Raw genomic sequence first — 12,370 nt, 5'->3', positions numbered from 1 at the left:
TTGCCCCATGCTGGTTCTCGTCACCACCGTGACCCTTTACGTCTGCGGATTCGTGTTCCTCTACGGGGTGATCCGGATCGCCGTCCGGCACGCCTTCGAGGACCTGGAGGCCCGCCGGCCCGGCCTGCTCCGCGCCGAGGAAATCGCCGCCGCCGGGGACCGGACGTTCGTCCGGGACAACCCGTTCATCGCCAACGGCTGACGGGCCCGTCCGTCCCGACCAGGGCGGAAACGGGTCCAGTGGGTCGGGTCGCGACGGGCCTCCGCGAGCACGGGGGACGGGGTGCGAGGATCCACCCGTGATGGGAACGCTGAAGACCGAGCCTGCCCGGACCCGACTCGACCTGCTGGCGGCCCCGGTGGCCGCCGCGATCGGGCAGTGGTCCGCCGACGCCCCGGTGGACGTCGGCGACTTGCTGGTAGCGCCGATCGACGCGGGCCTCGCCGACACCGCCGCGTTCTGTGCCGCGTACGAGGTGGGGCTGGACGTGTCGGCGAACTGCGTGGTGATCGCGGGCCGGCGCGGGGGCGAGGTGCGGTACGCCGCCTGCGTCGTGCTCGCCACGACGCGCGTGGACGTCAACGGGACGGCCCGCCGGATGCTCGACGTGCGCAAGGCGAGCTTCGCCCCGATGGCCGACGCGGTCGAGGCGACCGGGATGGAGTACGGCGGGATCACCCCGATCGGGCTGCCCGAGGACTGGCCGATCCTGGTCGACGCCCGGGTCGTCGCCGCCCCGCACGTCATCATCGGCTCGGGTGTGCGGCAAAGCAAGATCGCACTGCCGGGGCCGGCCCTCGGCGCGTTGCCCGGCGCGCGGGTGGTGGAGGGCCTGGCCAAGCCGGCGTGAGTTTCAACTCTGTCGATGTTGTTGCACGTGAAACATTGTGATCTTCGATGTCAGTGGGCGCTCGACTCGCGCTGCTCCACCTCGGCCAGGGCTGCCAGCAGGGTCTGCGGCTCCTGCGCCCCCGTGACCGCGTACTTCCCGGCCAGCACGAACGTCGGGACGCTGGTCACGCCCAGTTCCCGCGCGGCGGCCAGCTCGGCGGTGACCTCCGACGACCCCTCCCCTGAGTCGAGGAAGGCCCGCACCTCGGCCTCGTCGAGCCCCGCCCCGCCGGCGAGCCGGGCCAGCGCCGCGCGCGACCCGACGTCCACGCCGTCGGTGAAGTGGGCCCGGTACAGGGCGTCCACGGTCTCGGCGGCAAGGCCCTGCCGGGAGGCGTACCAAACGAGCCGGTGGGCGTCGAAGGTGTTGGCGGCGACCGCCCGGTCGAAGTCGAGCCGTAACCCCGCGTCCGCCGCGACACCGGTCACGTGGGTGAACATCTGCTCGACGCGTTCCCGGCTGCCGAACTTCGCGGCCAGTCCCGACACGAGAGGCTGCGGGGTCGGCACCGGCGACGGGTCGAGCTGGAACGGCCGGTACCGGACCGTCACCTCACCGTCGTACGACTCCAGGGCCTGCTCCAGCCGGCGCTTGCCGATGTAGCACCAGGGGCAGGCCACGTCGGCGTAGATTTCGATCTCCATGTCCGGGGACAACCCGCCAACCGGCGCGACTGTTCCCGGACGTGACGCGAAACGGGCGGACGGGTCGTACCGGCATCGTCTCCCGACGGAGCCGACCCGCTCCGTACCGGTCCGCCCACACCGGATCGGTCGGGTTCGCGGCGTCAGGCGGCGGTCTGCTCCCGGACCTGGCGCTTGAGTCGGGCCAGGATCGCCGTGCCGCCCCGGACCCGCAGCGGGCTGATCACCTGGGCCAGCCCCATCCGCTGGTAGAGGTCGTCCGGCACGGCGAGCACCTTTTCGGCGCTCAGCCCGGCCAAACCCTCGGCGAGGATGCCCGCGAAGGCGCGGGTGGTCGGCGCCTCCGGCGGGCAGTCGAACCAGGTGGTCACCGTGCCGTCCGGCGCGACCTCGGCGCGCAGGAAGAACGCCGTCTGGCACTCGGGGACCTGCTCCATGCCCTCCCGGCCGGCCAGTTCCTCGGGCAGCGGCGGGATGACGTCGGCGTACTCCAGCAGCATCTCCAGCACGACGTCGCGGGGTGCGGAGGCGAACTCGTCAACGATCTCGGCCAGCTTGGTCGGCATCTCGGGCATCCAGTCAGGTTACCGATGTCGCAGAGGTGGCCCCTCCGCCGCTCGAGGCGTCGGGCAGGGACCACCCCCGTCAACGGGTCGGGGCCTGCTCGCTGATGTCGCTGAGGGCGGAGTTGGGGTCGAGCTGCATGGCGAGGTCGCCGAGGGAGACGATGCCGACGAGCTTGCGCTCGTTGTCGCAGACGAGGATGCGGCGGACGCCGCGCTCGCGCATCAGCGAGGCCGCCTCCCCGGCGGTCGCGTGCTGCTCGATCATCACCACCTCCCGGGTGACGATCGAGCCGATGGTGGTGCTGGCCGGATCGCTGCGCTCGGCCACCGCCCGGACCACGATGTCGCGGTCGGTCAGCATGCCGGCGAGGCTGGCCCCGTCGGTGACCACCACGTCCCCGATGTCCGCCTCCTGCATCACCCTGGCCGCCTCGTCCAGGGTGGTCTCCGCGGACAGGTAGACCACCTGCTTCGTCATTACGTCGCTGACCCGGTAACCGGTCATGAAAGCCTCCGAATGCGCACCTGTGCCGATTCGGAGACCGGTACCCAGTTTGGCGATCGTTACACCTTGTCGCGCCGGGTGCCCAGAGTCTCGACCCGCAGCGGCCCGGGCCACCACTGGTTCTCGGGGTCAGGGTTCCACGGGCCCAGGGGCGGTCAGCTCCCGACCGATCAACGCCTGCGTCACCAGGTCGGCGGCGTCCCGGCTGCCGAGCAGTTCGGCCCGTGGCACGTCGAGCCGCCGGGCGTCGGCGTACTCGCGCAGCGCGGCCGGTACCGGCTCGCGCGACTGGAGCACGAGGGCCGGCGCGGGACCCGGTGTCGACGGCGTGGCCGCCGCGATGGTCAGGTACCGGAGGTACTCCGCCAGCCGACCGATCAACTGTTCGGCGAACTCCGTCTCGATGCCGAGTTCGGCGCAGCCACGGCTCGCCAGGTCGGCGTACGAGGTGCTGAGCCACCGGGCGAGTTCGTCGAGACTGGTGGCGCTCTCGGCCTGCGACCGGGCCCGTTCGGCGGCCCCGTCGACGACGTCCTGTCCCAGGCCGGGCGCGAGCGGCGTGACGGCCTTCACGAACTCGTAGGACAACGTCTGCGGCACCACCGGCAGCGGATCGAAGAAGATCAACGCTGGTGGGGTCGAGGTCGCGATCCGGCCGGCGAGTGCGGCGGCGAGCCGACATCCCGCGCAGTACCCGAGTACGGCCACCACCTCCGGTCCGAAGTCGTCGGCCGTCGCGAGCCAAGCCGCGAACTGGGCGTCGGGCTCGACCGGGCTGTCGGTGTCGCCGGCCCAGGCAGCCCGGCTCGGTGCCCGAACGGTGTAGCGGTCCGGGAGAAGCGGGACAAAGTCGTCAAAGCCAGCAACTGCACGGGATGCTTCGGCACTGAAGTCGACCACGAGTAAGACCTCGCCACCGGTACCGACCTTGAGCGTGTGCCAACCCGGGATGTCCACCAGTTCCGCCCTTCCGACCTGGGCTCAGCGGTTTCGGTATCGCAAGTAATTGCGCTGAGTTACATCCCATGCTACAGATCACGCCGATAGTAGCAGAGCCCTCCCGGCACCCGGGGATACTTCTATATCGGTGATGCATCAAGGGTTGCCGGGTGTCCGTATGGCGAGTGTCGGGCGGTCAGCGCCGTGGCGTTCCGACTCCAGGTGGACTCTTCAGGTGATCGTGCTGGATCTCGGGTACCTGCCGATCATGGCATTCTGCGGCGTGCACGTTCCCCTTTCTTTTTTCGCGTCTTAGCTCCAGGCGGTTGTCGATTTCCCCCCGCTGACGCACGGCTGGCAGGCCGTCCGTGCCACCCGCCGGGGGGCCTGGCCCGAGGTGTTGGTGCAGCTCTCGTTGGATGCCTTCGTCGGCTTCGGCCGGCTGGTGCCGGCCGCCGTATCGATCAACCGGGTGGTCCCCGGGGCGCACCGACGGCAGCCTGGAATTCGGGGGCTGAGCAGTCGGATGAGACGCCCGGTGCTATTCCCGGCCGCGCCCGGAACGGCTTTGGTCCGCACCGGCAATAACCGAACGCACCGGACCGGTTACCTACGGGAGGCCCGCGTCGGCTCCATTGACAGTAGCAATGCCGGACCCTAAGATCGCCCGCAATGCCACCCTATGAATGCCACACGGTAGATACCGTCGCGGATTTGTTTGCAACCCTGAGTAACGATGCGCCGGAACTCCTCGGGGAAAGCGACCGGCGGGAATTGATCCGGGCGGAGCGGGCCTTGGCGGACGCCGGCCAGTCGGGGCGTTTCGTCGTCGCCCGCGACGCCGGGGCGGGCCCGGTCGGTGTCCTCCCGGTCTATCCGGTGGCGCGGCCGTACTCTGCGGCGCCCCATCCCCGGTTGGTGCTCGACGGGTCGACGGCGACGCAGGGCTGGCGGACTGGGTGCTATCTCGGGTCGCTCGGCAGGGCACCGGCGATGGTGGCGGTGCGTCCCGGGACGGAGCCGGGGCCGGTCCGCGCGGCCCTGCTGAAGGCGGGCTGGGACCTGGTGACGGAACGGTCCCACCAGCTCGACTTCGCGTGCTTCCCGCTGCTGGACGACGAGTTGTTGGCGGCGGTGTCGCCGTTGGTCGCGGTGGACGACCCGGTACTGGTGGAGAGCCTCGAAGCATTCATCCCGGTGACCTTCGACTCCTTTGCGGGATATCTGGCGGCACAGTCGCGGAGCCGGCGGGAGATGATCCGCAAGGAGCAACGCCGGTTCCGGTCGGCGGGCCTGCGGATCATCGAGGTCGAGCTGTCGGCGCGCCACCAGGAGCTAGCGCCTCTGCTGCGGAACGTGGAGCAGAAGTACCACGTGGCGGGCACCGTCGACCAGTACGCGAACTACCTGGCCGGCATCGCGGATTCGCTGGGCGACCAGACGACCTGCCTGGCGGTGTTCGGCGACGATGACCCGGACGCGAAAGAGCCGGTCGCGTTCACGGTCATCTGGCGGCAGGACGGGGTGTGGCGTCTCCGGTGCTGGGGCTGCGACTACGAGCGGACCGCCGGGGCCTTCGCGTACTTCAACCTGATCGCCTACGAACCGCTGCGGCTCGCGATCGGGGCCGGCGCCCAGCGGCTGGTCCTCGGCCGGGGCAGCCTTGAGGCGAAGCTCGGGCGGGGCGCCGAGTTGTTGCGGTTGACCAGCGTCGCTGTGCCGCTCGGCGCAGCGGGCACCGAGTAGGGGAAGTTCATGTCAATCGACGTCACCGCGCAACTCGTCACCATCTGGCGGGCCGCGCTCAAGAACGACGCGCTCGACGCGGAGAGCGATTTCGTCGAGTTCGGCGGCACCTCGCTGACGGCGGTCCGCATCCGGGCTCTCATCCGGACGGAACTGGCCAAGGACGTCGACCTGCTCGACATCCTTGACTTCCCTACTCCGACGGAGTTGGCTCCCGCGGTCGCGGCGGCGCCAGGCTGGACCGAGCAGCCGGCCCAGCCTGGCTGAGTCGACCAAGCCGAGCCGGTACAGCCGACCAGGCGGGCACGGCCCGGCTGGTCGGTTCCGACCCGGTCCCAACCAGCCGGTCAGGTTGCGCTCGATGTAGTCGTACCGGTAGCGGTTGGTGGTCGAGCCACCGAAGACGGCCACCCGCGTGGTTGTACCCCCCAGGGCCCGGCGAAGTCGTGAGGGGTCTCCGGCTTGGTAGGCGCCCGGGGACGCGCGCGCTGCCGGCATCATCGGCCCCTGCCGGGTCGGTCTGCCCTGCGTTGGTCCCTATGGAGCTGCCCCGTCTGTGCTGTCGGTGGAAGTGGGAGCGTGGACGGGGCAGCTCCGCAGGGGGCCGAAGGGCAGGTCCCCGACCGGGTGGGGGCATTTGTCAGGTCGCTGCCCGACTTGCCCGGCGCACGGGGCGGCGTAGCTGCGGCCTCCCGGGCATTTGGGCGAAATGTGGAACAGCTGAGGTTCGGCGGAACCGAGGCCCCGGCCCCCGGTACGGCGCACCACTACCAGGAGCGCCATTTCCGACGGCACGACTGACCACGCGGGAGATCTTGGTAAAGAATGGCCCCCGGAGGGGCCAATTCCTTCCATGATCTCCGGCCATCTTGAGATGCGGAACGGGATTCCCGGAAGGTGGATGAACTTCGGGCGGGATCGGACACCTCGCGACTTTGCCGGGGCCCTGGGTTGCGCCCGGCGTCACTTAGGAAAGTCCAAGAAACAGCCGTAACGGGGGACCGCATCGCTCCGCTTCACGTTGCGTGAAACTGAATGACTCAGGGTCGAACAGGCACGCGGCGGCAGTGGCTGTTACTGGAAGATAACTGTGAGCACCGACCGCCCCGGGTGACAGCTCCCGGGAGCGGGCCACCTCGATGGCGAGATGCTCGACAGATTCCACGCAGCCCTGGAGGCTGCGTCAGAAATCCTGGCCGTTGCTCGCTCCCGGTAGCCGTGCCGCCACGCAGGCAATTGCAATGGCACCGCTCTGCATACCTCAGCTGCGGCCACAACATTCCTCGAAACGAAATTGGTAAACCGGCCAGCGCGCCGGACAGGCGACGTTAGCCGCCCCTTCACCTTCCCGTGGAATCCGCGAGCGACCCGGCCTCTCCCGCCGGTTCCTGGCCGGGCGGCCAGTTCGGGAGCGCCAGCGTGCTTGCCGACCCCACTCGATGCGCGGTGCACGTAGTCTTGACGCAACCGCCCAGGGTGCACGAGGTGTACTGCTGCCGCGAACGGAGTGGCGACACAGCTACCGGGAGCAAGCAACACGCGTTGCGCGGGCCCCAAGATGGCGCGACGGAATTGCGGTCCGCAAGAACCCGCCAACTCGGCCCACGCCACCTCCCGCTGCCCGGACACAGCCGACGCGGACCGCGTCCACTGCCGAAGATTTGCATCAAACCCAGACATCACCGACGGCACCGAGTTGCAGACTGAGCTGCGTTGATGACCCTCGGTTCATGATTGACAGCATCCGTAGCGCAACCTACTCTCCATCAGACCAGGGGTGGAGCCTGCGTTCGGTCGCAGAGCAATTGCTGAATGCTTAGGGGTTCAAGAATTGTCGTGTTCGATTCGATCGAGTTCGGTCGAACATTAGCAACTGGACGAGCGACACCCGGTGTCCGCGCTCGGTAAGATGACTGGCGAATACGAGAAGATGCATAACCGTGGTGCGGATGACGCTCGGGTGGTCCGAGTCCCTGCCGAGTGGGGCGACTGTGAAGGCGACGCTCCCGGCGATGGAGCGCACGCACCGATGAATGGCGTCACGCCGATGGCGCGCGACTCCGGAGCCTGTGCTTCGAGGGCGTCCTGGCCGTCAAGTGACCGCCCCGCCCCGTTCCCGCGGGCCGCCCGCACCCCGCCACCGGCGGTTCCGGGTCGGCCCGTGTCCATCCATCCGCCCGCCCTTGCCGGCAAGTGAGGAGACGTCGTGACGACACCCAGCGGGGACAAGGCACCGATTCCCAAGGAGAAGTGGTGGAGTGAGACGGAGAGCCCCAAGGCGTGGATGAGCGTCCGGGACGCCGACCTCTACGAGGCACTGCTGCACCGGGTCGCCGAGCTGCGGGCCGGTGAACCCCTGCGGGTGGTCGAGTGGGGCGCCGGCCGGAGCACGCTCTGGTACACGTCCTTCCTCGCCGCGCTGGGAGTGCCGTACCGGTGGCTCGCCCTCGAACACCACGGGCAGTTCTTCCAAGAGAGCCTCGCCCCGCAGCTCAACCAGCGCCCGGACGCCGTCGCGGTGGACCACGACGACGCCGACACGATCCGGGCACTGCTCGCCGCGAACAACACGGTGGCCGTCGGCTTCGGCGCGGGTGACCTGCGGCCGTTCCTCCCCGGCCGGGAGGCCGACCGGCACGCCGATCTCGACGCGTACGTCTCCCTGCCCCGCCGCCTCGGCCTGGAGTGGGACATGGTGGTCATCGACGGCCGCAAGCGCCGCCGGTGCGTACTGGAGGCTCTGGACCTACTCAACCCGGCGGGTTTCGTCCTGCTCCACGACGCCTGGCGGACCCACTACCAGTGCGCCTGGTCGGAATGGACCAGTGGCCGGCGCTTCGGCGACGAGTGGTGGATCGGTTCCCGGGCCGACACGGACTTCACCGACGTGTTGCCGTGGCACGCCTTCGAGAGGCATGCAGAGCTGCCATGACCGCCGCGACACCGGCCGCCTCCCAGCCCTCCCGGCACGCCGCGCAGGTCGACGCCTGGCTCGCGCGGCACCGCCCGGGCTTCGTGGCGGACCTGATGCACCTGGTCTCGATCGACACCCGGTCGCCACGGGAGAGCGACGCGTACGACTGGCTGGCCGGATACTTCACCGCGCTGGGCGCCGAGGTGACCGCCGAACCGCGCCACCCCGCCCTCGCCGGGCACGCGGCGGCCAACCGGAACGAGCACAGCACGTTGTCCGCGTCCGAGCGGGCCAACCTGCACGTCCGGTTCCCGGCCGACGCCGGTCTTTCCCGGGTCCTGTTCAGCGCGCACGTCGACGTCGTACCACCGGCCGCCGACTTTCCCGACGGCTTCCAGCCCCGGGTCAGCGGTGACGCGGTGGTGGGCCGGGGCACCGCGGACACCAAGGGCAACATCGTCATGCTCGCGGCGGCGCTGCGCTGCGCCGCCGACCTGGGGCTACCGCTGTCCCGGGCGGTCGAGCTGGACCTGGTGGTCGAGGAGGAGATCGGCGGCAACGGGGCGCTCTCCACCATCCTGCACGGACGGGACGTCAGCGAGGTGGTGGTGCTGGAACCCACCGACCTGGAGGTCCTGCACGGGCACCGGGGCTGTCTGGAATTCACGGTGCGGATCGGCGGCCGGGCCAGCCACATGGGCGGCGACGGGGTGAGCGCGATCGACGGCGCGATGGAGTACATCGCTGCCCTGCGGGGGTTGGAGGCGCGGCTGATGGCCGAGGCCATGGCAGACCCCGACTTCGCCGGGTACGCCCGGCCGATGCAGATCAATGTGGGCCGCATCGCCGGTGGCGAGTGGCACGGTTCGATCCCGGCGCTCTGCTCCGTCGGCGGCGCCTTCGGCTTCCACCCGAGGTATTCGCTGGACGACGTCCGGGGCATGCTCACCGACCTGGTGGCGGGTCTCGGCGACCCCTGGCTGAGGGAGCACACCGACATCCGGTACGAGGGCATCCGTAACGGCGCGTACGTCGGTGATCCACACTCGGCGGTCGCGACCGACCTGCGTCGGGAGGCCCAGGCGGCGACCGGTCGGCATCGGATGCCCCGGGCCTGGAGCGTGAGCTGCGACGCCCGGCTCTACCACGACCACCTTGCCGTCCCGACGGTCGTCTTCGGCGCCGGCCAGCTCGCCCACGCCCACTCCAGCGCCGAACAGCTGAGCATCGCCGAGTGGTCGCAGGGCGTCGCGACCCTGGTCGGCTTCCTCACCGCCGACCGGGAGGTGGCCCGGTGACCCGGGGCGTGGTGCTCGGCGCCTCGTCCGGCATCGGCGCCGAGCTGGCACAGCGGCTTCTCGGACGCGGTGACGAGGTCACGCTGGTCTCCCGGCGGGCCGTCACGCCGCCACCCGGATCGGCGGGCGTGTCGGCACCCGCCGACATCCGCGACTTCGGGCGCCTCGAACAGATCTTCACCGACGCGTGCCGGCGGGGCCCGCTCGACTACGTGGTCAACTGCGTCGGGGTGGGCTTCTACGCCCCGTTGGGCGCGGACAACTCGGCGATCTGGAACGACATCCTGACGGTCAACGTCACCGGCCTGCTAAACCTGCTGTCGGTCGTCGACCGGACCTGTCCGGAGCTGACCCGGCTCGTGCACGTCAGCTCGATGGCCGCGCACCGGGTCTCCCGTACCCCCGGCAACCTCGCCTACTCGGTCGCCAAGGCGGGCGCGAAAACGATCGTCGAGGAGTACCGGCGGTCGCTACGGGCCGACGGACGGTCCACCAGGGTGTCGATGGTCTCACCGGGCTTCGTCGAGTCGACCGACTTCGGCCGGAACTACTTCTCGCGTACCGGCGGCACCGCGCCCCAACCGGACATCTACGGCGGCCACCGGAACCTCACCGCGGCGGACGTCGCGGACGTCGTGGCGTACGTCCTCGGGTCGCCGCCGCACATCGAGTTCCTGGATCTCGTCTTCTGCTCGCCCGAACAACCGGGGTGACCTCACGTGGAACAAGTCCTGATCGTCGGTCATGGGTACGCCGGACGCCGATTCCGGGCAGCGCTGCGCCACCTCCGGCGGGAGGGCCTGCCGGTGGAGGTCGTGGGCGTCGTCGACCCCCGTCCCGACCAGCTCCCCGACGACCTGCCGGGGTACCCGGACCTCGCCACGGCCCTGCGGGAACTGCGTCCGACCGTGGTCTGCGTGACCGTGAACGAGGCTGACCACGCCACCGTGTTCCGGGCCCTCGGGCACCTCGACCGGGTCCTGGTGCTCGCCGAGAAACCCCTGGTCGCCGACCCGCGTGACGAGCAGTCCGTCGTCGCCGCGCTGGGCCACCACCAGTTCTCGATGAACCTCGTGGAACGGTTCAGCCCGATGGTCACCCGCTGTCGGGAATGGATGCGGGCCGAGGGACCCTGGACGGTCACCCGTACCGAGGCGTTCTGGGGCAAGCACCGCATCGGCGACTCCCGCCCCACCATGGGTGTCCTGTCCGAACTGATCCACGCGCTGGATCTCCTCGGTCACCTGTTCGGGGCCGACAACCCCGAGATCATCCGGTCGAACGGGGTGCTCAGCGACGTCAGCCCGCACGCGACGGACGTCCTCGACAGCCTCGACGTGATCGCCCGCCACGGCGACGCCCCGATGCTGCTGCACACCTCGTACGCCTGGCCCACCCGGATGCGGCTGGTCACGGCCCTGCTGTGGTCGGAGCACCGAGGAACCCACCGGATCGAGCTCGAATTCGACAACCCGCACTGGGACTGCGACCGCCTGGAGATCAAGTCGATCACCCCGGACGGGCGGTGGACCACGGTGCTGCGGGATTCGACCGACGTGTCGTCCCTGCCGGCCGAGATCCGGGGGGTGGGCAAGGTGATCGAGTTCGTGCGGGCCTCGCTGGACGGGTGGTGGCACGGGACCGGCAGCGACGCCCTGGTCGACCTGGCCGCCGCGGAACGGTTGCAGGGCATCCTCACCCGGATCGGCGACTCCGCCGAGGACGGCCTGCTGGAAGCCCGTTACGGAAGGGTGTGACCTGAGAATGCGCCAGCATGGTCGGCCGGGCCTGCTCGTGGAGTCGTTCGTCGCGTCCGCCACCGCGGACCCGGAAGCCGTCGCGGTGGTGGCCGGCGACCGGCGTACCCGCTACCGCGAGCTGCTCGCCGACGTGCTCGACCTCGCCGCCCGCCTGCGCGACCACGGCGTCGGGGCGGAGACCCCGGTCGGTGTGTCGGCGGTACGGGACGCCGGCTTCGTGGTCGGCGCGCTGGCCGCGCTGGCGGCGGGCGGGTGCTACGTCCCGCTGGACCCCACGCACCCTGCGGACCGGCTGGCCGCACTGGCCCGGCGGGCCGGTGTGCGGGTCGGGGTCGGCGCCGCCTCGGCGCTACCGTTCCTCGACGTCGTGCTGCCACCCCCGACGCCGGACGGTCCCCGGCGTGCCGACCCGCCTCGGGTCATGGCGGCGGATGCGCTGGCGTACCAGCTCTTCACCTCGGGATCCTCCGGAGAGCCGAAGATCGTGCCGATCGAGCAGCGGTCGGTGAGCGCCCTGCTCGACGGGTTCGACACGGTGGCCCCGCCGGTCGGCCGGACCGTCTCGCTGTCCGTCTGCCCGTTCTCGTTCGACGTCTCCGTGTGGGAGTTGTTCCTCCCGCTGACCGTCGGCGGCACGGTCGTCATCGCCGACACGGGCGTCGGGGGGGATCCGGAGGCGCTGCTCCGGCTGATCCGCGAGCACGGCATCACCACCGTCTACCTGCCGCCGTTCAGCCTGGGACCGGTCGCCGACGAACTGGCTGCGGACGGTGCGCCACTGCCGGTGCACCGGATCCTGACCGGGGTCGAGCCCATTCCGCAGCGCACCCTGCAACGCCTCGCCGACCTGCTCCCCGCAGCGGTGATCGTCAACGGCTACGGCCCGACCGAGGTGACCATCTGTGCCACGTTCCACGTCTTCGGCGGCGCGGACGACCCGGACCGGCGTACCCCCATCGGGCTGCCCGTGCCGGGGTGGGAGGTGAAGGTGGTGGACGGGGAGCGGGAGCCGGTGCCCGTCGGCGTCGTCGGCGAGATCGTCGTCAGCGGCGCCGGACTCGCCCGCGGCTACCTCAACGACGACCACCTCACCACCCAACGCTTC

13 protein-coding genes are annotated in these 12,370 nt (G+C 70.3%); 9 read left to right on the top strand and 4 right to left on the bottom strand.

Annotation, left to right across the window (positions count from 1 at the left end; all coding sequences use genetic code 11):
• The first annotated feature begins 7 nt into the window (after positions 1–7).
• Together ACH4T9_RS26630 and ACH4T9_RS26625 are read left to right on the top strand one after the other, a co-directional pair.
• Entirely contained in the window at positions 8–202 is a 195-nt protein-coding gene (locus tag ACH4T9_RS26630; RefSeq protein WP_387022225.1) for a hypothetical protein, read from the top strand.
• 100 nt (positions 203–302) lie between these two features.
• Positions 303–851: a YbaK/EbsC family protein gene (locus ACH4T9_RS26625; protein WP_396672069.1), complete on the top strand. Its 549-nt coding sequence runs from the start codon at positions 303–305 to the stop codon at positions 849–851.
• A 50-nt stretch (positions 852–901) separates the two neighbouring features.
• Here ACH4T9_RS26625 and ACH4T9_RS26620 read toward each other — a convergent pair whose 3' ends face one another.
• The 4 genes from ACH4T9_RS26620 to ACH4T9_RS26605 all read right to left on the bottom strand — a co-directional run bounded on the left by ACH4T9_RS26620 (position 902) and on the right by ACH4T9_RS26605 (position 3,565).
• Positions 902–1,537: a DsbA family protein gene (locus ACH4T9_RS26620; protein ID WP_396671822.1), complete on the bottom strand. Its 636-nt coding sequence runs from the start codon at positions 1,535–1,537 to the stop codon at positions 902–904.
• A 143-nt stretch (positions 1,538–1,680) separates the two neighbouring features.
• Positions 1,681–2,112: a SufE family protein gene (locus ACH4T9_RS26615; protein ID WP_396671821.1), complete on the bottom strand. Its 432-nt coding sequence runs from the start codon at positions 2,110–2,112 to the stop codon at positions 1,681–1,683.
• A 70-nt stretch (positions 2,113–2,182) separates the two neighbouring features.
• A complete protein-coding gene (locus ACH4T9_RS26610; protein WP_350880294.1) occupies positions 2,183–2,608 on the bottom strand; it encodes a CBS domain-containing protein in 426 nt (141 codons plus the stop codon).
• A 129-nt stretch (positions 2,609–2,737) separates the two neighbouring features.
• Entirely contained in the window at positions 2,738–3,565 is an 828-nt protein-coding gene (locus ACH4T9_RS26605; RefSeq protein ID WP_396671820.1) for a hypothetical protein, read from the bottom strand.
• A gap of 777 nt (positions 3,566–4,342) precedes the next feature.
• On the opposite strand from ACH4T9_RS26605, the gene ACH4T9_RS26600 reads away from it, so the two are divergent.
• The 7 genes from ACH4T9_RS26600 to ACH4T9_RS26570 all read left to right on the top strand — a co-directional run.
• A complete protein-coding gene (locus tag ACH4T9_RS26600) occupies positions 4,343–5,293 on the top strand; it encodes a hypothetical protein (protein WP_396671819.1) in 951 nt (316 codons plus the stop codon).
• A 9-nt stretch (positions 5,294–5,302) separates the two neighbouring features.
• Positions 5,303–5,560 (top strand): acyl carrier protein, encoded by a 258-nt coding sequence (locus ACH4T9_RS26595; protein WP_396671818.1) that lies wholly within the window; start codon positions 5,303–5,305, stop codon positions 5,558–5,560.
• 1,939 nt (positions 5,561–7,499) lie between these two features.
• A complete protein-coding gene (locus ACH4T9_RS26590) occupies positions 7,500–8,225 on the top strand; it encodes a hypothetical protein (protein WP_396671817.1) in 726 nt (241 codons plus the stop codon).
• Positions 8,222–9,505 carry a M20 family metallopeptidase gene (locus ACH4T9_RS26585; RefSeq protein WP_396671816.1) on the top strand — a complete coding sequence of 428 codons (1,284 nt, stop codon included), beginning with the start codon at positions 8,222–8,224 and terminating at the stop codon, positions 9,503–9,505. The genes ACH4T9_RS26590 and ACH4T9_RS26585 overlap by 4 nt, the downstream gene beginning before the upstream one ends.
• Positions 9,502–10,218, top strand: a complete 717-nt coding sequence (locus ACH4T9_RS26580; protein WP_396671815.1) for an SDR family oxidoreductase — start codon at positions 9,502–9,504, stop codon at positions 10,216–10,218. The genes ACH4T9_RS26585 and ACH4T9_RS26580 overlap by 4 nt, the downstream gene beginning before the upstream one ends.
• A 6-nt stretch (positions 10,219–10,224) precedes the next feature.
• Positions 10,225–11,262: a Gfo/Idh/MocA family oxidoreductase gene (locus ACH4T9_RS26575; protein WP_396671814.1), complete on the top strand. Its 1,038-nt coding sequence runs from the start codon at positions 10,225–10,227 to the stop codon at positions 11,260–11,262.
• 7 nt (positions 11,263–11,269) lie between these two features.
• Positions 11,270–12,370 (top strand): AMP-binding protein (locus tag ACH4T9_RS26570; protein ID WP_396686865.1); only part of this gene is annotated, 1,101 nt, incomplete at its 3' end.

The sequence above is a fragment of the Micromonospora sp. NPDC020750 genome, assembly GCF_044334565.1.
GTDB lineage: Bacteria > Actinomycetota > Actinomycetes > Mycobacteriales > Micromonosporaceae > Micromonospora.
The sequence above is the reverse complement of the archived record's forward strand: the minus strand, read 5'-3'. Positions and strand labels throughout refer to the sequence as shown.